Origin of the sequence: Corallococcus interemptor (assembly GCF_003668875.1) — a bacterium.
Lineage (GTDB): Bacteria > Myxococcota > Myxococcia > Myxococcales > Myxococcaceae > Corallococcus > Corallococcus interemptor.
On the sequence record NZ_RAWM01000074.1, the window covers coordinates 24,570 to 43,422 of the forward strand.

Annotated in this window: 16 protein-coding genes; 5 read left to right on the plus strand and 11 right to left on the minus strand. The window is 68.6% G+C overall.

Annotated features, from left to right (window positions below; translation table 11 throughout):
- Nucleotides 1-3: 3 nt before the first annotated feature.
- From D7X96_RS24130 to D7X96_RS24150, 5 genes are read right to left on the minus strand one after another with little or no spacing between them, the layout of a single operon-like run.
- The gene (locus D7X96_RS24130; RefSeq protein ID WP_121770815.1) at nt 4-969 is read right to left on the minus strand and encodes a hypothetical protein; all 966 of its coding nucleotides are present in this window, start codon (nt 967-969) and stop codon (nt 4-6) included.
- Entirely contained in the window at nt 966-1,925 is a 960-nt protein-coding gene (locus D7X96_RS24135; protein WP_121770816.1) for an AAA family ATPase, read from the minus strand. The genes D7X96_RS24130 and D7X96_RS24135 overlap by 4 nt, the downstream gene beginning before the upstream one ends.
- Nucleotides 1,922-3,163 (minus strand): toll/interleukin-1 receptor domain-containing protein, encoded by a 1,242-nt coding sequence (locus tag D7X96_RS24140; RefSeq protein ID WP_158626622.1) that lies wholly within the window; start codon nt 3,161-3,163, stop codon nt 1,922-1,924. The genes D7X96_RS24135 and D7X96_RS24140 overlap by 4 nt, the downstream gene beginning before the upstream one ends.
- 53 nt (nt 3,164-3,216) lie before the next feature.
- A complete protein-coding gene (locus D7X96_RS24145; RefSeq protein ID WP_147468384.1) occupies nt 3,217-4,812 on the minus strand; it encodes a hypothetical protein in 1,596 nt (531 codons plus the stop codon).
- 8 nt (nt 4,813-4,820) lie between these two features.
- Nucleotides 4,821-6,059, minus strand: coding sequence for a hypothetical protein (locus tag D7X96_RS24150; protein WP_121770819.1), 1,239 nt, complete (start codon nt 6,057-6,059; stop codon nt 4,821-4,823).
- A 143-nt stretch (nt 6,060-6,202) separates the two neighbouring features.
- On the opposite strand from D7X96_RS24150, the gene D7X96_RS24155 reads away from it, so the two are divergent.
- Nucleotides 6,203-8,227, plus strand: coding sequence for a toll/interleukin-1 receptor domain-containing protein (locus D7X96_RS24155; protein WP_121770820.1), 2,025 nt, complete (start codon nt 6,203-6,205; stop codon nt 8,225-8,227).
- Between the two features lie 182 nt (nt 8,228-8,409).
- Nucleotides 8,410-9,732 (plus strand): porin, encoded by a 1,323-nt coding sequence (locus tag D7X96_RS24160; protein WP_121770821.1) that lies wholly within the window; start codon nt 8,410-8,412, stop codon nt 9,730-9,732.
- Nucleotide 9,733: 1 nt separating this feature from the next.
- Here D7X96_RS24160 and D7X96_RS24165 read toward each other — a convergent pair whose 3' ends face one another.
- The 5 genes from D7X96_RS24165 to D7X96_RS24185 all read right to left on the minus strand — a co-directional run bounded on the left by D7X96_RS24165 (nt 9,734) and on the right by D7X96_RS24185 (nt 16,591).
- The gene (locus D7X96_RS24165; RefSeq protein WP_121770822.1) at nt 9,734-12,292 is read right to left on the minus strand and encodes a polynucleotide kinase-phosphatase; all 2,559 of its coding nucleotides are present in this window, start codon (nt 12,290-12,292) and stop codon (nt 9,734-9,736) included.
- Nucleotides 12,289-13,689, minus strand: a complete 1,401-nt coding sequence (locus D7X96_RS24170) for a 3' terminal RNA ribose 2'-O-methyltransferase Hen1 (RefSeq protein ID WP_121770825.1) — start codon at nt 13,687-13,689, stop codon at nt 12,289-12,291. The genes D7X96_RS24165 and D7X96_RS24170 overlap by 4 nt, the downstream gene beginning before the upstream one ends.
- A gap of 81 nt (nt 13,690-13,770) precedes the next feature.
- Nucleotides 13,771-14,775, minus strand: a complete 1,005-nt coding sequence (locus tag D7X96_RS24175; RefSeq protein ID WP_121770823.1) for a fumarylacetoacetate hydrolase family protein — start codon at nt 14,773-14,775, stop codon at nt 13,771-13,773.
- Nucleotides 14,772-16,082, minus strand: a complete 1,311-nt coding sequence (gene hmgA, locus D7X96_RS24180; RefSeq protein WP_121723335.1) for a homogentisate 1,2-dioxygenase — start codon at nt 16,080-16,082, stop codon at nt 14,772-14,774. The genes D7X96_RS24175 and hmgA overlap by 4 nt, the downstream gene beginning before the upstream one ends.
- A 41-nt stretch (nt 16,083-16,123) precedes the next feature.
- The gene (locus D7X96_RS24185) at nt 16,124-16,591 is read right to left on the minus strand and encodes a MarR family winged helix-turn-helix transcriptional regulator (protein ID WP_120546328.1); all 468 of its coding nucleotides are present in this window, start codon (nt 16,589-16,591) and stop codon (nt 16,124-16,126) included.
- A gap of 100 nt (nt 16,592-16,691) precedes the next feature.
- On the opposite strand from D7X96_RS24185, the gene D7X96_RS40045 reads away from it, so the two are divergent.
- The 3 genes from D7X96_RS40045 to D7X96_RS24195 are packed head-to-tail and all read left to right on the plus strand — an operon-like array spanning nt 16,692 to nt 18,107.
- A complete protein-coding gene (locus D7X96_RS40045) occupies nt 16,692-16,853 on the plus strand; it encodes a hypothetical protein (protein WP_158616120.1) in 162 nt (53 codons plus the stop codon).
- A 3-nt stretch (nt 16,854-16,856) separates the two neighbouring features.
- On the plus strand, nt 16,857-17,612 hold the full coding sequence (locus D7X96_RS24190; RefSeq protein WP_120546329.1) for a ZIP family metal transporter: 756 nt from the start codon (nt 16,857-16,859) through the stop codon (nt 17,610-17,612).
- A gap of 39 nt (nt 17,613-17,651) precedes the next feature.
- Nucleotides 17,652-18,107 (plus strand): hypothetical protein, encoded by a 456-nt coding sequence (locus tag D7X96_RS24195; protein WP_120546330.1) that lies wholly within the window; start codon nt 17,652-17,654, stop codon nt 18,105-18,107.
- On the opposite strand, the gene D7X96_RS24200 is transcribed toward D7X96_RS24195, so the two are convergent.
- The gene (locus D7X96_RS24200) at nt 18,104-18,508 is read right to left on the minus strand and encodes a hypothetical protein (RefSeq protein WP_120546331.1); all 405 of its coding nucleotides are present in this window, start codon (nt 18,506-18,508) and stop codon (nt 18,104-18,106) included. The two genes, D7X96_RS24195 and D7X96_RS24200, sit on opposite strands and share 4 nt — an antisense overlap.
- Nucleotides 18,509-18,853 lie beyond the last annotated feature (345 nt).

Here is an 18,853-nt window from a genome sequence, read left to right on the forward strand (position 1 = left end):
GCTTCATCCCCTCCGGAATACGCCGCGAGCGGCCCGGGCCACCGTCAGGCTCCGGTCCCAGTGGTAGAGGTCCATCACCTTCGAGAGGGAGGACGGCCATCGGTTGGGCGGGTAGGGGACCAATGCTCCCACCGGGTATCCCGCCCGGCGCAGCGTTCCCGCGAACTCCACCCACTCCTCGACGGAGGCGGCGGAGTCTCCAGGTGGAGGCAGTCCGAGTCCCAGGTCCGTGACGCACAGGATGCGCGCTCCCAGGCGCGGCATTCGCTCCAGGCCGTAGGGCTTCCACCGGCGCCGCATGCCTCGCCCGCATCCACGAGATGGACATGCCACGAAATGCAGCACCTCCACCCCAGAGCCCGCGAGCGCGGTCAGCTCCCGCTCCAGGCCCTCCGCATCCAGGTGGAAGGGCAACATCGCATCGCCACGGTCGACCAGGAGCTGCACGCCCCTCGCAAGCGTGGGAATGGGGTGGTGGGGGAGTTGGGCCAAAGCCTGTCCCCGTGCGACGGATTGGAGCAGGGCTTCGACATCCAGGGGGCCCTCACCCGGTGCCGCCGCCAGGCTCCCCAGGATGGCGCGGGACTGGAGCGGCTTCATCAGGGACAGGGGCGCCTCCGCGACGGCTCCGGGAGGCGGCTCGGCAGGCAGGGTCGCCGCCGAGGAGAACCAGGCGGGCGCCCCAGGAGTCGTGCGGGCCAGCGACTTGATGATGAAGGGGATGGGCCACCGTTCCGCTTCCTCCTGAAGCTGGAGCGGTTCTTCCTGGGCGGGAGGTCGGTCGGGAAACCGCGTGAGGGGCTGCAAGGCTGGAGACGGTAGGGACCGGACCGGCTCCACGGGCCGTGCATCCGCGCTGATGCCCAACAGCAGCTCCGCGATGGCCAGGCGTGTCGCCTCGTCCTCGGGACGCAGCTGCGCCAGCGCGCGGGCCAGGTCTCCCAGGCCGGATGGGGGATCGCGGCTCACTTGTTCGGGCTCTTCCGGCCGTGCTTCCAGAGGGTGGACTCCAGAAGCTTGTCGAAGGCGGGCGTGCCGGCCTGGATGGCCAGGGCATGGCATCCCCGCAGGGCATCCACGTACTCAGCGGCGCTGACCGTGGGCTTGCTGCCACCAGCGCCCAACATGGCGTCCGCCACCGCGACGCGCAGGTCCTCGCTGAGCCCCGGCAGCTGCACCCGGCCGATGGCGAGCAGCCACTCGCGCTCCGGATGGTCGAGCCGCAGCTCCACGCACCTACGCAGGAAGGCCTGGGGAAGCTCTCGCTCGTCGTTGGTGGTGATGATGATGAGGGGAGCGCGCTCCGGCACGGTCTCGACGAGTTGCCCGGTCTCCTCGACCTGGAACTGGAGCGAACCCAGCGGCACAAGCAGGTTGTTGGGCGTGTCCGGGTCGGCCTTGTCGATTTCGTCGATGAGGACGACGGCCCGTTCATGCGGACGTCCCCGGTTGGGATCCATGCCGCGCGGCAGCCCCTGTCCGGCCAGGCTGCGCGAGCGCTGGGCCTTGGCACTGGCCTCGTCGAAGGCCCACCACAGGACGCCCGGGACCACGTAGGGCAGGTAGCCCTCCACAAGCCTGCGCTTCGCGGACTGTGCGTCATGGAGGCGCCGGAGCAGATCCACCTGCCACAGCAGGTCGCGGGCCTGGGTCCGAGAGGTGACGACGGACTCGTAGAAGCGCCACTTCATGAAGTCCGCCACGCTGCGCGCCAGGGAACTCTTGCCCGTTCCAGACGGACCGCGAACGAGGAGGGGGCGCTGCGTCGCCAGGGCCACGTTCACGGCGAGGACGATGCGCTCGTCACCGTAGACGTAAGCCACGTTCCGGCGCTGGTCCCCCGCCTCCGTCGAGCCGCTCGTGACGGCTTCGACCTGGCGGGGCGGGTCAAACACCTTGCGATACTGGAGGGAGTCGTTGCTCATGGATGGGAATGTTTTTTCAGGTACTGGAGCTTCCTCTGGAAGAGGTTCCAGAAGGACTGCTCGGTTCCGGGCTCGATGTCGGCATGGAGCAGCTCGATGTCCGCCTGCTTCGCCAGCTGCTGCTTGTCATCGTCGCTTCGGGTCAGGAAGAAGAAGGTGACCTCCGGGAACTCCTTTTGTAGCTCCTGGAGCATGGAAAGGTTCAGGCCCGTGGACCGCATGGCCACGAATACAGGCTCCCCCTCGCCTGTGATTAAATCCAGGACTTCGTGGATCTCTTCAGCGCTGGCGGTTTCTGTGCTGAGCACCTGCTTGAGCGCATCTCGGACGAGTTGTTTGAGTTCCTCGGCGGCCCTGTTTCCTACGACGCCATCCACGATGGCTACATGCCATGCATCATTGGGGCGGATGTCACAGGCGCTGACGACATAGAGGCGGGCGGTCTCGCACTTTTCTCCACGTAGGGCGAGCAGTCTTCCTCGGCTCTTCACGACAGCGCGTATTTCCTCGATAGAACGACAGTCCACCCAAGCAGTGGCCAGCAGCATCACTGCTTCATCAATGCCATGCGGTTTGGCAAGGTAGGTGCGGATGCGGCGGATTCCCGTTGGGGCGCGCTCCAGACCCCACTCCATGAAATTCAAAGCGACATGCAGTGGTAGGTCCAACCCCGGAGCCCATGGGTGCGGTACGTCTCCCGCGACTGCCTGACGTGCCACTTTCAGTTCTCCTTCAGGAACATCCATGAGGAGGTTGGCTAACCGCTTTGCGTGAAGCTCAGCGGGAGAACTCAAGCTGCGATTGTGCTGCTCCAACGCCTCCATGACGCGCTGGAGGGCCTGTTCCATTGAGGCATCCCTACGCAGTGCCTGTATTTCCGCGATGCCGGTCGGGCCAAGCGCGCTCTGTCCGACCTGCTCCCCAGTCACTGGCGGGACGAAGATGGTGAGGAGTTGGAATCGACCTTGCTCGCTTCGGTGTCGGTATGCCAGGAGGCTGGTTTCGTAGGCTACGTGGGAGGAGATGAGCGCTGCCTCGGAAAGCAGCAGTACCGCAGCGTCACAGCCGCCAATCCATGCATTGAGCGTAGAACGCCATTCCTTGCTCAGGTCAATGTCCTCATCGAGCAGGTACGGGAAGTCAGCGGCCTTCAGTCGCTCGACCAGGGCATCCCGGTAGGTTTTACCCACCGGATCCCTGGTGGAATGACTGATGAAGATCCTGGGACGAGGGGACATGGTGCTGGCGATGGGGGCGGGAGCGGGTCCTCCCAGCATACGTGGGATGTGGCTCAGGACGAGGTCAGCTCACGGCTCAGCCGCCGCAAGTGGGTCAGCGCTTCCACCCGGCGCTGCATGGCCATGGGCAGCGGCTGTCCGGAGGGGGACTCCAGGTCCTGGCCGACCGCATGGCGGAGGTCCATTCCCCATTGCGCGCTGCTCACGTGGATGTGGGCCGGAGGCGCGCTGGCAGGACGGGCCTCCACGCCTTCGACATCCCAGTACGACGCGAAGAAGTACGGTTGGTAGAATAGAAAGACGCGGTGGGGAACGCCCTCCTGGGAGAGGTAGTCACGAAGGGCTCCCAGGCTCGCGTCCCGCTCCGCGATGAGGACCTCTCCGGACCGGCCTCCCAGTATCAGCTCCCGCAGGGGCGCGTCCGCAAGCGCGAAGAGCTCGATGTGCGCATGAGGTCGCCCACGGCGCTCCCTCGCCTCCTTCAACTTCGGTAGCAGCTGGCCGTGGGTGGCGCCCACGAAGCTGATCCGCTCGTGCCGGATCATCAGGTCGACCGGAGGCACCTTGAGCGTCTCGGTACCCGGCTGCACCCGTGTATTGACGAGGTTCTTCATTGCCCCCGCGAGCGTCTTCAGGTGGGCTTCTGTCAGGACCCACAGGGGACGGACCATCTGGTCCGATGCGAAGGCAGCCTGGCAGGTTTCGCGTAGTGCATCGGGTGACGCTCCATGAGTGTGCTGGCGGTAGAGACGGCCAGGTAGGAGCCGGGCCTCGACGGCGGTGTCGGCTTGCGCGCAATCCCTGACGACACGACTCCTCCATGTGCCGAACCGCTCCACGAGCGCCCGGGCCACGATGTCCGCAGGCGTCGTTCCCGTGGGGACCTTCCCATCACGCACTCCGGTCCAGGCCGCTTCAAGGACCCGAATCCGGTCCTCGTCAGAGGGGTGGCTCGACGACATGGGCTTCACCGTGAATGCAGCCTTCAGGGTCTCCACGGCGCCTGGACCTCCCAGGAGGCCCGCGTAGAGGTCGGCGATCACTTCGCTCACCCACTTCTCACCCGACCAGGCGCCGAGTGTGTCGGGCTGTCCCCGGAGCTCAGGCATGGCGAGCACTTCCACCGTATCCCGCCGCGCGGCGTCCAGGTGGTGTCCGAGCTCGTGGAACAGCGTCGCCCATGCCCAGGGTTCCTCGAGCAGATTTCCCGGACACAGGACCACCGGGAGCGGGAGATTCGCGGGGGTGGCTTGAGCGAGCCACGTCCCGGGAATCCGTGCCCGGGGAACGTAGAGGGGCGAATCGATGGGCTCCACCGTCAGGAATGGCGGGGGCAAGGGCATATCGGCGCCCGCGTGCCCGACCGCATCCAACAGACAGTGCCTTGCCTGGCCGAACCACACGCCCTGTCCGTCGAGCCAGTGCGAGGTGCGCGTGATGCGCTCCAGGAGGCAGAGAATCGAGTCGAGCCGTGACACGGTCAGCGTGGCGTTCAGCGCCTCTTTGCGCGCGTCGCCCGCTTCGCCTGCCTTTAAGGCCTCCTCCCAGGCGCGCCGCAAGAGCTGACGGTGCTCGGGGGGCATGTGCGACAGGCCCTGGAAGAATGCCTCGCCGCGCTGGTGCAGCCGTCGCAGCCGGTCTTCGTTCACGGCGGGCGTCATCGGATGGCCTGATAGGCGGCGACGTACTCCGGTGCGAGGCGGGCGATGAGGGCTGGCTCCTTCGCGACCTGCTTCGTGACGTCGTCACGGAAGTCCTCCATCAGCTGGGGTAGGTGGGCGCAGCACTTCTCGATGTGTTCCGGCCGGGCGTTCGCACCAAGGACTGGCAGCAGGAGGTACCACCGGATGCTGTCGTAGAGCGCTTCGACCTTCACCCGGTCGATGTCCGCAGGGAACTTCGTGATCAGCGCCGGTTCGTCAGGGTGGGGCCACGGGAGCCTCCGGGTGGCAGCGAACACTCCCTGGGGAATCTTCTGTTCCTGGTAGGCGCTCAGAAGCTCCTCCACCGAGTCCGCTACGGCCTCCACCGCGGTCTCCACGGATGCATCCGCGGGTCCGGTGAGGAAAAGCTGTCCATCACAACGCGTGTGCCACTCCTGCTTCAGGGCGTTGACGACATGAAGTCCCCCGGTGCGCGCGCTGTGGTCGGCCTTGCTGTGCAACTCGTGGATGTGCCCGTCCTGGTCATGGATGACCTTGATGAGGACACCCGCGAGCTTCTTGTTCATCCCGGCCTGTTCCGCCCACCGGCGGATTTGCGCGGCAGGGGCCCTCACGTGGCCGGCGGAGAACCCATCCGTGAGGAAGTGGTCCGCGAAACCGTTGGTGTAGACCGCCTGCCTCCAGAGCAGTTCCTGTTTGGCGCGACTGGGTTCCTGGGCGGCCTGTACCGCGAGCTTGAGCGCGGCTTCGTGGTGGCGTGCATAGACAAGCGCGTTGTGCCATCCGAAGTGGGGTGTGTTCTGGAGCGCGAGTTCCGAGTATTGCTTTGCGTTCCACCACAGCACCAGGTTCTGGTCGGGATACTGTGTCCCGCGCTGGGCTGGGGGCAGATTGATCCAGGCCGCCTCATTGCGGAGTGCCTTGAGGAGGTCGTCCAGGTCATTGGCCTCCCTCAGCCAGGGCAGGGGAGACGGCGTCTCGTCGAAGAGCTCCTCTGGCGATCCGTAGAAATCCCCGGAGAACGCCACGATCTCTCCATACGTGAGGTGTTCTGGAGACTTGCTGCGTTGGAAGGGGCCAAAGGGGCCCGCCTTGCGCTTCGTGGCGGCCTTCAATGCTCCCGCGTTGCCCACCCAGAGGTGTTCGCCTCCATCGAACGGTTGGGCACCCCCGAGCTGCTCTTCCCGGACGTCGAAGAATGCCCGCAGTGGATCCTGGTTCGTCTCCGCCATCTTGGCTCCCCTTCGCCTGTCGTCTTTTCGCCCGACACGTTAGCGCGGGCGCCGGCAGCGCCGCGAGAGGTGGACGTCAAGCTACTGGACGGAAGCCTTGGAACGCATGGGCATGGCCGACGGCGGCTTGCTAAGAGCGCCCCATGTCCCACTACCTCCCCCCGCTCCATCTCCACATCGTCTCCTCGAAGGACTTCACCGAGGGTGCTGGGTATTCGCTGCTCCTGCAGCAGTGGTTCAGTGGGAACGAACGGGTGTTCGCCGTACCCGAGCCGAACCTCCCGCTCTATGTGTGGACGGACAAGGAGGGTGTGCTTCCGAACGACATCCCGTGGGCGGAAGCCCGGCGAACAGTGCTCATTGTGCTGGTGGATGACTCGTTGCTCGCGGAGCCGAAGTGGCGGGCCTGGGTGCAGCGGCAGGCCAACGCACGCCGTGCGCAAGACCTCTTCCTTCCCGTGGCCTTCACGGAGAACTTCAAGAATGGGGGGCCTGTGCTCTCCCAGAAGAACGCGGTCCGGCTGGACCTCCGACCCGTGGAATATCGTGGAGAGGATCTCAGGCTCCTCGTGACCCACTCGCTCGTGCGCTGGTTCCAGACCCCACCTGGGGATCCGGCGGTGCCGGCTCGGCTCTTCATCAGCCACGCGAAGGCGAAGATGGGGACCGTGTCGGGACGCGATATCGCCAGCAGACTGAAGGACTTCATCGACAAGAATCCAGCGGGCACTCCCTTCTTCGATGAGGTCGACATCGGAGGAGGGGAGGACTTCGCGGAGACATTGGCGGAGAACGTCAAGCGCTCGGTGGTCATCGTCCTGCTGACAGACGCCTTCTCCAGCCGCTTCTGGTGTGGCTGGGAGGTGGCGATGTCGAAGGAGTTGCTGCGCCCGGTGGTCGTGGTGAATGCCCTGGAGCAGGGAGAGGTCAGCAGCCTCTCCTACATGGGCAAGACCCCGACGATTCCCTGGCACACCTCGGTCCCCGGAGCGCTGGAGGACACCCGGATGCATCGACGCATCGTCGCCACCGCGCTCGTTGAACAACTGCGCCTCGCATACGATGCCCAGCAGCTTGAGGCCATTCGCGAACTCGCGTTCCCGGGCCAGACCGACGTCATCGTCGCCATGCGCCCTCCGGAGTTGGCCACCCTGCCGGAGACCAGGCCTGGCCACGCGCCGTTCATCCTGCTCCACTCGGACCCTCCGTTGCCGCGCTACGAGCTGCGACTCATGGCGCGCCAGCGGCCCGAGGTGATGTTCGCGAGTGCGGCTCAGGCCCTGTCCGGCTGCTACGCCGGGACGCAACCTCTCATGGGGCGCCGCATCGCGGTGTCCATCTCCGACAGCCCGGACCGCGATACGAGTGGTTTTTCCCAGAACGCCCAGGATCGCCTGTGGACGCGCCTTGCCACGCACCTGCTCGCCGCAGGCGCGGAGCTGGCCTATGGCGGAGATCCCCGGGTGGGGGGGTACATGGATCAGCTGTTCGAGTTCGTGCGGAGCATCACGGACGCGGGGCAGTCGCTTCCTGTCGGCATCGTTCACTGGTACGCCGGGTGGCCTATCTCCGCGAACGCGTCGACGCCAATGAAGGCCGGGCTTCCTTCGCCCATTGAGCCGCACTGGATGCCCGTCCCCGCTGAAGTCGCCAACACGGCCGACCCCAGCAAGCCCGCAAGCGACCTCACCCCGGAACATCGCTACGCCTGGACGCTCGGCATGAGTGCCATGCGCCGCGAGATGGCGAAGGACTGCCATGCCCGCATCCTCATCGGCGGACAACTCCGGGCCGTCAGTCCGTGGCCTGGCCTGCTCGAGGAGTTCGAGACGTTCATCGGCAAGCCGCTCTATCTGATGGGGGCGTTCGGCGGCACGACGCAGCGGCTCATCGACGTGCTCCAGGGCAAGCCCACGCCCGTGGAGTTCACCGCGGCCTTCCAGGACGAGGGCTCCAAGCGGGCTCCTCTGCGTGAGTACTACGAACAGCGCAAGGGCCCCGTTGACTGGGACGCACGTGTCGAGCGCATCCGGAAGCTGGGTGTGGCCGGCTTGGACAACGGGCTCACCCAGGAAGAGAACGAACGTCTCTTCGTCACGCGGAGCCTGACCGAGATGATCTCCCTCGTGCTGAAGGGATTGAGGAACCGGTTCGGTCCGAAGCCGTAGGCGGTCCATGTCACGAACGTGTGACACGGTTCGCTCGTTCGTGTGACAGGACGGGGCCGCCGGTAACGGTGTGGCAACAACAGGGGGCGGTGTGTGGCGGAGGTCGGCGCTCTTCGGTAACGGGAGCGCCACATCGAGCCCGGGCGGGTCCCTCCCCGTTCCCCGCCCGGCTTCGCCGACCCATGACCTTCGCCTCGTCCCACCGCTCCGTCCTTCAGGCCCTGCTGGCTGGTACCGCGCTGTTCTGCTCCTCCTCCGCCCTGGCGCTGGCGCAGGAGACTCCTCCCGAGTCCGCTCCCGCGAGCGAGGCTCCGCCTCCCACGCCCGTGCCCGCTGCGGCGCTGCCTCCGCCCGAGGAGGAGAAGGAGAAGAAGAAGGACAAGCCCTGGTACGAAACCCTCCGCCTCCGGGGCTACACGCAGGTCCGCTACAACCGGCTGCCCAGCTTCCGGGTGAACGACGCGCTCATCAACGAGCAGGGCGACCGCTTCCTGGGCAAGGACACCGGCTTTGGCATCCGCCGCGCGCGCCTGGTCATCTCCGGGGACGTGCACCCGCACGTGTCCATCTACCTGCAGCCGGACTTCGCGTCCGTGATTGGTGATCAGTACAACGTCGCCATCATGCGGGACTGGTACGCGGACATCTTTGTCGACACGGCGAAGGAGTTCCGCTTCCGCGTGGGCCAGTCGAAGGTGCCCTTCGGCTTCGAGAACCTCCAGTCCAGCCAGAACCGCCTGGCGTTGGACCGCAACGACGCCATCAACAGCGCGCTGAAGGACGAGCGCGACGTGGGCGTGTTCTTCTACTGGGCGCCCTCGTACATCCGAGAGCGCTTCAAGTTCCTCGTGGACAGCGGTCTCAAGGGCTCCGGCGACTACGGCGTCGTGGGCCTGGGCGTCTACAACGGCCAGACGGCCAACCGCGCCGAGCGCAACAACAGCCCCCACGCCGTCGCGCGCGTCACCTGGCCCTTCCTCTTCGGCTCCCAGTACGTGGAGGTCGGCGCGGGCGGCTACTACGGCCGCTTCAACCTGAGCGCGACCCCGCGAGATGGCGCGGCGTATGCGCTCGCGCGTGGCCCCAACCTGGTGGATGCGCGCGCCATCGTCAGCCTGATGGTCTACCCGCAGCCCCTGGGCTTCCAGGCCGAGTACAACATCGGGCGGGGCCCGTCGCTGGGCTCGTTCCCGGACGAGGCGCTGCTCATCGACAGCCGCGACCTCCAGGGTGGCTACGCGCAGCTCATGTACAAGCTGGACGGCGTGGTCGGCGTGTCGCTCATCCCGTACGTGCGCGGAACGCTCTACAAGGGCGGCAAGAAGTTCGAGACCAACGCCCCCCGCTACGACGTGCGCGAGCTGGAGCTGGGCGCGGAGTGGCAGATCTGGAAGGCCCTGGAGCTGACGGCCGCGTACGTCATCGCGGACCGCACCTCGTCGCGCTACCCGTATGAACAGGAGCAGGGGCACGTGACGCGCCTCCAGCTCCAGTTCAATTACTGAATCACAGCCGTGGGTCGACGGGCTCGCTCTCCAGGGCGAGCACGCCGAAGACGCACTCGTGCACGCGGCGCAGGGACTCCTTCTTCGTGAAGCGCTCCAGTCCCTCCACGCCCAGCGCGAACTCACGCATCGCCAGCGAGCGCTTGGTGCCCAGGCCTCGCTGGCGCAGCCGGTCCAGGTTCGCGGGCGTGGTGTACTCCGGGCCGTAGATGATGCGCAGGTACTCCGGGCCCCGGGACTTGATGGCGGGCTGCACCACGCCCTTCTTCCCGCGCACCGCGAAGCCAAAGGGCTTCACCACCATGCCCTCGCCGCCGCGCGCGGTGAGCTCCTCCCACCACCGCACGCCGCCGGCCACCGCGTCCGCGTCCTCCAGCGCCACGACGCGGTAGGGCGTGGCCACGAGGAACGACGGGGCCGCGCGGCACACGCGCGCCAGCGTCTCCATGTGCCAGACATGGTCCTTGTCCACGTGGGCCGCGCCCTCCGTGGCCAGCAGGTGGAACGGCGCCAGCCGCACGTCGTCCAGCGACGTCACCGGCCAGCAGTAGCGCCGGTACGCCTCCACGTAGCGCTGGACCTGGGACGCCTTGTCCGTGAAGCGCGCGGACAGCTCGCCCAGTTGCAGCCCCCGCGCGGTGGCCTGGCCCAGCACCGCTACGACGTCCGTCAGCGCCGCGCGTGAGGCCGCGCCCACCGCGGCGTACGGGTCGCGCAGGAGTTCCTGGGCCTTGAGCGACCACGGCATCAGCTCGCAGTCCAGGCAGGCCCAGTCCGTCTTCAGCTCCTCCCAGAAGCCGGACGCGTCCAGCGCCGCCCGGACGCGCGCGAGGAACGCGGCCTCCAGGGCCTCGTCCGTGAAGAAGCGCCGGCCCGTGCGCGTGTAGCAGACGCCCGTCTCTCCGGTGGTGACACCGAAGCGGCGGCGCGTGGCGTCCGCGTCGCGCGCGATGACGACGACGGCGCGCGAGCCCATGTGCTTCTCCTCGCACACGACCTGGGCCACGCCCTCCTTGCGGTAGTAGTCGAACGCCTGCTGCGGATGCTCCAGGAAGCCGGGCAGGGTGCTCGTCTCCGACGGCGACATGGTGGGCGGCAGGTAGATGAGCCAGCGTGGGTCAATGGCGAAGCGGCTCATCGCCTCCAGCGCGGCGGTGGTGTTCTCCTCGCGCAGGGTGACGTGCGCGGCCAGGCGCGTGGAGATGACGCGCTTGCCCCGCACGTCCTCCAGGTCCAGCACGTCATCCGCCTGCTGCTGCGCGCTCAGGCCGGACGGCGCCGGGGCGCCCAGGGGCTTCACCGGCTCGCAGTACACGCGCCGAGCGGGCACGGAGACCAGCTCCTTCTCCGGGTAGCGCAGGGCGGTGAGCTGGCCGCCGTAGACACAGCCGGTGTCCACGCACAGCGTGTTGTTGACCCACTCGGCCTCCAGCACGGCCTGGTGGCCGTAGACCACCGCCGCGCGGCCCCGGTACTCCGCCGCCCAGTTGAAGCGCACCGGGAAGCCGTACTCGTCCGTCTCGCCCGTCGTCTCGCCGTAGAGCGCGAAGGTGCGCACGCGGCCGGAGCCCCGGCCCTGCATGCTCTCCTTCAGGCCGGCGTGCGCCACCACCAGCCGCCCGTCGTCCAGCACATAGTGGGACACGAGGTCGTCGATGAACTTCGCCACGCGCTGGTGGAACTCCGGCGGTTCCTTCTCCAGCTGCTCCAGCGTCTGGGCCATGCCGTGGGACACGTTGACCTTGCCGCCGCGCAGCTTGCGCAAGAGCTTCATCTCGTGGTTGCCCGGCACGCACAGCGCGGTGCCGGCCTCCACCATGTCCATCACCAGCCGCAGCACGCCCGGGATGTCCGGGCCGCGGTCCACCAGGTCGCCCAGGAAGACGGCCTTGCGGCCCTCCGGTGGACGCACGTCGAAGCCCGGAGCCCCGTCCGCGCGCGGCCGCACCTGGTAGCCCAGCTTCGTGAGCAGCGCCTCCAGCTCCTCGCGGCAGCCGTGGATGTCCCCGATGATGTCGAACGGTCCTCGCTCGTGCTTGAGGTTGCACCAGAGCGGCTGGCGCTCCAGCACCACGCGGTCGATGACGTCCGGCTTGAGGACGTGCAGGTGGCGGAAGCCCTCGCGCTCCAGGCCGCGCATGGAACGGTGCAGCTGGGACACCTGGTTCTTCACGAAGCGGAAGCTGGCGGCGCGGTCCGGCCGCTGCTGGTTGCGCTCAATGCAGGTGCGCTCCGGCACGTCCAGCACCAGCGCCACGGGCAGCACGTGGTACTCGCGCGCCAGCTCCACGAAGGCCTTGCGCGACTCCGGCTGCACGTTCGTGGCGTCCACCACGGTCAGCAGGCCCCGCGCCAGGCGCTTCGCCGCGACGAAGCGCAGCGTCTCGAAGGCGTCCTTGGTCGCCTCCTGGTTGTTCTCGTCGTCGGACACGAAGCCCCGGTAGGTGTCCGAGGAGAGCACCTCCGTGGGCTTGAAGTGCCGGTGCGCGAAGGTCGTCTTCCCCGAGCCGGAGGGACCGATGAGCACCACGAGGGACAGCTCTGGAATGTGGACGTTCATCGCGTGAACACCGCCATCTGCGTCGGCGCGCCGACCTCTGGGTCGTTCTCTCCCACGGGCAGGAAGCGCGCGCTGTAGCCGAAGCGCTCGCACATGCGCGCCGCCCACGCCTCGAACTCGGCGCGGGTCCACTCGAAGCGGTGGTCGCGGTGGCGGAAGGTGCCGGCGGGGAGGGAGGTGAAGCGCACGTTGTACTCGGAGTTGGGAGTGGTGAGGACGATGAGGCCCGGCCGCGTGTGCTCGAAGAGCACGCGCTCGAAGGCCTCCAGGCGCGGCATGTCCAGGTGCTCGAGGACCTCGATGACGGTCGCGGCGTCGAAGCCCGTGAGCCGCTGGTCGCGGTACAGCAGCGAGCCGTGCAGCAGCTTCACGCGCTGGCGCTGGAGGTCGGACATGCGCTCGATGCCGAGCCGGTCCTGGGCAATCTCCAGCGTGCGGTGGGACACGTCCATGCCGACGATTTCGGTGAAGCGCCGGTCCTTCAGGAGCGCCCGGACGAGCTTGCCCTCGCCGCAGCCCAGGTCCACGACGCGCGCGGCGCCGTGCTCCTGGAGGACGGACATCACCGTCTGGAGGCGCTGCTCGTTGAGGCTCAGGCGCGATTCGAGCACGGCCTCCTCGGCGTTGCGCGCCTCCTGGCGCTCCTCGGGCTCCGGGGCCTCGTCGCCCGCGAGTCTTTCCAGGGCCTCGCGCGCCAGGCTGTGGCGGTGGCGCAGGTAGCGGCGGGCAATCTGTTCGCGCTCCGGATGCGCGGCGAGCCAGCCCTCGCCGTGGCGCACGAGCTTCTCCACCTCCTCGTCGCCGACCCAGTAGTGCTTGTCGTCGTCGAGCACCGGGATGAGGACGTACAGGTGTGAGAGCAGATCGCCCAGGCGCACGCGGCCCTCCAGCGTCACGGTGAAGTAGCGGCTGTCGCCCCACGCGGGCACGGTCTCATCCAGCGCGTGGCGGGTCGCGGTGACGGTGTAGCCGAGGGGTTCGAAGAGGCGGCGCAGGAACGCCTCTCCGCCGCGGCAGGGCAGCACCGACAGGCGGGCGGAGAGGGGAATGGGCTGTCCGGCCAGCTCCGGCCGGTCCTTGCTGCGTCCGGACAGCGCGGTGCCGAAGACGCGGGACAGCGCCACGCTCATGAAGGACGACGCCACGTAGGGCCGGTCGTTGACGTACTGCTCCAGCGGCCCACCCGGGCCACCGGAGGACGGACGGCCGCGCACCAGGGCGACGGGGTCCACCTCCAGAAGGAGCGCCGCCGTCGTGCGGCTGGCGGTGGCCTCCGGGTAGAAGACGTGCGCCAGTCCGAAGGAGAGCTCGAAGGACTGGGGCCGTTCCGGGTTCTTGTGCAGCAGGTAGCCCAGGTCCGTCGCGGGCGTGTGGGTCGTCGAAAGGGTCAGGAGCATGGGGGGCGCGCGTGAATCCTGCTGCGCCCCCGACGGGTGGAACAAGGGCCCCTGACACGAAGCGGGCCCTTCTTCCTCCGCCTACCCGCCGACGGCCTGGTCGATGGCGCCGAAGATGCTGGCGCCCGCGTCGTCCCGCATCTCGATGCGGACCCGGTTGCCGCGCTTGAGGAACGGCGTCTTCGGTGCACCGTCCCGGAGCGTCTCCACCACGCGCACCTCCGCGATGCACGAGTAGCCCGCGCCGCCGTCCCGCACGGGCTTGCCGGGGCCGCCGTCCGGCCCCCGGTTGGACACCGTGCCCGAGCCGATGATGGAGCCCGCGCACAGCGAGCGCGTCTTCGCCGCGTGCGCCACCAGCGTGCCGAAGTCGAACGTCATGTCCACGCCCGCGTCCGCGCGGCCGAAGGGCTCGCCGTCGAGGAAGACCTCCAGGCGGCGGTGCAGCTTGCCCTCCCGCCACGCGGGGCCCAGCTCGTCCGGCGTGACGAACACCGGCGAGAACGCCGACGCGGGCTTGGACTGGAAGAAGCCGAAGCCCTTCGCCAGCTCGTTCGGGATGAGGTTTCGCAGCGAGACATCGTTGACCAGCCCCACCAGCACCACCGCGCCCAGGGCCTGCTCGCGCGTGGCGCCCAGGGGCACGTCGCGCGTCACCACCACGACCTCGCCCTCCATGTCGCAGCCCCACGCCTCGTCGTTGAGCGGGATGGGCTGGCACGGCCCCAGGAAGCCGTCGGAGCCGCCCTGGTACATCAAGGGGGCGGTCCAGAACGAGGGCGGCAGCTCCGCGCCGCGCGCCTTGCGCACCAGCTCCACGTGGTTCACGTACGCGGAGCCGTCCGCCCACTGATAGGCGCGGGGCAGGGGCGCCGCGCAACGGGCCGGGGCGAACGGGGCTCCAGGAACTTCGCCGCGCTCCAGCCGCTCCGACAGCGCGCGCAGGGCCGGGGCGTGGCGGTCCCAGTCATCCAGTGCGGCCTGGAGCGTGGGGGCGATGGCGGACGCATCCGCCTGCCGGGACAGGTCCTTCGTGACGACGACGAGCTGCCCGTCGCGTCCTGCTTCGAGGGAGGCGAGCTTCACGACTGGCCTCCTCCCTGGGACGGCAGCTTCGCCTTGGGCAGGTCCGCCCAGCACGCGTCGTAGTCCTTCTGGAGGACGGCGCTCTCCATCGCCTGGCGCGTGGGCGCGATGACCCAGCGGGTCTCGAACATGAAGGCGAGCGTGTTGTCGATCTTCTTCGGGGTCAGCTCCGCGGCGACGGCGGCCTCGTACGTCTTGCGGTCCGGGCCGTGGGCGCTCATGCAGTTGTGCAGGGACGCGCCGCCGGGGAGGAACGCGTCCGCCTTGGCGTCGTAGACGCCGTGCACCAGGCCCATCAGCTCGCTCATCACGTTGCGGTGGAACCAGGGCGGCCGGAAGGTGTGCTCCGCCACCATCCACCGGGGCGGGAAGATGACGAAGTCGCAGTTCGCCGTTCCCGGCGTGTCGCTGGGCGACGTGAGCACCGTGAAGATGGACGGATCCGGGTGGTCGAAGCTCACCGTGTTGATGGTGTTGAAGCGCGCCAGGTCGTACGTGTACGGCGCGTAGTTGCCGTGCCAGGCCACCACGTCGAACGGCGAGTGGTCCAGCGTCGTCTCCCAGAGGTTCCCCTGGAACTTCTGCACCACGCGCGTGGGGCGCTCCACGTCTTCATACGCCGCGTCCGGCGCCACGAAGTCGCGAGGGTTCGCCAGGCCGTTAGAGCCGATGGGCCCCAGCTCCGGGAGCCGGAACTGCGCGCCGTAGTTCTCACAGATGTAGCCGCGCGCGGGGCCGTCCGGCAGCTCCACCCGCATGCGCATGCCGCGAGGGATGAGCGCCACGTGGCCGGGCGGGACGCTCAGCACGCCCAGCTCCGTCACGATGCGCAGCGCCCCGGACTGCGGGACGATGAGCAGCTCGCCGTCCGCGTTGAAGAACGCCGTGTCCGTCATGGACGCCGTCGCGGCGTAGAGGTGCACCGCCGCGCCCATGCCTTCCGCCGGGGAGCCGTTGCCGCCCAGCGTGAAGAGGCTTTCGAGGAAGGTGGTGGGCGCCGTGGGCATGGGCGCCGGGCTCCAGCGCAGCCGGTTGGGCGAGGGGGGCACCTCCCGGAACGGTCCGCTCCTCAGCGTGCGGGCGTCCACCTGCCGGTACGCCGGGTGGCCCGCGCTGGGCCGCAGCCGGTAGAGCCACGTGCGCCGGTTCACGCCGCGCGGCGCGGTGAACGCGGTGCCGGAAAGCTGCTCCGCGTAGAGGCCGAACGCGACGCGCTGAGGCGTGTTCTGGCCCACTGGAAGCGCACCGGGGACCGCTTCCGATGCGTGCTCGTTCCCAAAGCCTGTCAGGTGGCGGACGTTTTCCATGGCGCCCGAAATAGTAACAGATGTAACCAATGCGGCAAGGCTCAGGGGGCGGGCTTGAGGGCGCGGATGGCGGCGCGCTCCACGCGCTCCAGCAATGTGCGCAGCACGGCGCGTTCAACGGACGACAGCTCCGCCAGCACCTCCGCCTCCGCTTCGAGCGCCGCGGGGGCGATGCGCTGGTAGAGCCGGCGGCCCGAAGCGGTCAGCGTCAGGCGCCGTGAGCGGGCGTCGCTCTGGCTCGTGGCGCGCCGCACCAGACCGCGCTCCTCCAGGGAGCGCGCGGCGCGGCTGACCGGGACCTTGTCCATCCGCGTGCGCCGCACCAGCTCCAGCTGCGAGCGCTCGCCGTCCTCGCCCAGCACCGCGATGAGGCGCCACTCCTGGGTGGAGAGGCCGTCCTCGGCCGCGTACACGCGGGCGATGCGCTGGCTCACGAGGTTGTCCGCGACCGACAGGCGATAGGGGAGGAAGTCATCGAGGGTGAGGCTCGCGGCGCGTGCTTTCTTCATCGGGCGGGGGACTATAGCCAGCCATCCAAGCGGGCGGACGCGGCGGGTGCATTGCATGGGGGGCCAGGGGCGCGGACCTTCATGGGCAGGGAGGCCCACCATGGCCACGAGCAAACAGCGCGCCGCCGGGCGCAAGAACATCAAGAAGGCCGCGACCGCCGCCAAGCGCAAGCGCACGCTCACGAGGCTTCCCAAGAGCACCCGCACGGCCCTGGGCAAGCAGGCCAACAAGGTGAAGCGCGCCAAGGCGAAGGCACGCTGAGGGATGCCGCTCTGGCTTCAGGCCGGGTTGTGGGGACTGCTCGCGGGGAGCGCGCTGCTCGTCGGCGCGGCGGTGGGCTATGCCGCCCGCCTGCCCACGCGGCTCATCGCGGGCATCATGGCGTTTGGCGCGGGTGTGCTCATCTCCGCGCTCTCCTTCGACCTGATGGATGAGGCCTTCCACCAGGGCGGCTTCATCCCCACCGCGCTGGGCTTCGTCGCCGGAGCTGCCGCCTACAGCGCGGCCAACGCGGCGCTCGCGAGCCGGGGCGCGAAGCACCGCAAGCGCTCCGGTGGGAAGCAACCCTCGGAGGCGCAGCACGGCGGCAGCGGGATGGCCATCGCCGTGGGCGCGCTGCTGGATGGGATTCCGGAGTCCATCGTCATCGGCGTGAGCCTCATTGCCGGAGGCGCGGTGAGCCTCGTGGCCGTCGCCGCCGTCTTCCTCTCCAACGTCCCGGAGGGGCTCTCCTCCGCGGCGGGAATGCGGCAGGCGGGGCGTTCCAGGGGCTACGTCTTCGGCGTGTGGAGCGGCATCGCGGTCATCTCCGGCCTGGCGTCGCTGCTGGGCTACGTCGTCTTCCGGGGGCTTTCTCCCAGCGCCGTGGCGGGCACCACGGCCGTGGCGGCGGGCGCCATCCTCGCCATGCTCGCGGACACGATGATGCCGGAGGCCACGGAGGGGGCGCACGACCTCACCGGTCTCATCACCGTCGCCGGCTTCCTCGCCGCGTTCGTGCTCAGCAAGCTCGGCGGTTGAGGGGGGTCCCTGGGGACGGTCTTTTGGGGGAATGCGCGGGTGCTGGTGGCGCAGGCCCCGGAGTCCGGCGCCCGGGAGGTCCCCTTTCCCGCGACGCCCTTTCCGGATGGCGGCCTGGACGCGCGCATCCACCTGGGCCGCCCGCGCAGCTCGAAGATCATGACGACCTTCGGCTTCATCCTCGCGGCGGCGCTGGTGTTCGGCCTGCCGGTGATGATCGACGGCTTTCTGGACTCGGGCTCGGACAGGACCCTGAAGCTGTTCCTGGGCGTGCCCTTCACGGCCGTGGGCATCGTGGGCGTGGTGATGGTCGTCACGGGCTTCAGGCAGGGAGGGCGCATCGCGCGGGAGAACAAGGCCCGGCGCGACACTCTCATCGAACAGAAGACCCAGCTGGAGGCGGAGCTGCGGGACCTGCGGGCCCGCCGCGACGGGATGCGCTCGCGGCAGTGGCAGCCCCGCCCGTCCATTCCTCTTGTCGCGGTGAACTTCTAGTAGGCGCACGCGCGGTTGTTGCACCACCCCTGCGTCGTGCCGCAGACGCAGTCCGAGTCATCGATGCAGCGGGTGGACGGGCACGTCGGGCCGCCACCACCACCGCCACCGCCCGGGAGGACATAGGAGCAGGCGTTGCGCGTGCACGTCACGGAGTTCGCGTTGGGACACGCGTTCCAGCAGTCAGCCTCCGAGGAGCACCGGACCGAGAAACAGATCAGCCCCGCGGCCTCCTCGGGCGTGGGCTCGGAGGTCAGGGCCTCGGAGGAGTCGGAGGCGGCGCACACCGCCTGCGTGGCCAGCTCCAGCACTGGCGCGGACGGCTCCGCGAAGGCCGTGGTGGCGGCGAAGGACAGCAGGACGGCGACGCTCCAGGACAGGCTTCGGCGGGACGACGACATGGCGGCGGGCTCTTTCCCTCCCAGTGAAGCCATGCGGCGCTGCATGGGGAGTCCTGGGAATGCAAAATTATCATGACTGTCCGGGTTGAGGCCGCGCGGGCCCTGGTGACAGCGGCCATCAGCTCCTGACAGCGGACATCAGGGCCGGGCCTCCCGGCACACGCCAACCCACTGGAATCACGTGAGGGACATGCACTCCGGAGGCGGCACGACGGTTGCTCTAGGAGCCTGTCGCGGTAATCGCGATGGGGGCTTGCCCTGCCGGGGAGGAGGATGCTCAATGCCCGGCATGAGCAAGAAGTTCCGCCCCTGGAATGTGCAGCAGGACTTCCTGCTGCCGCCCTC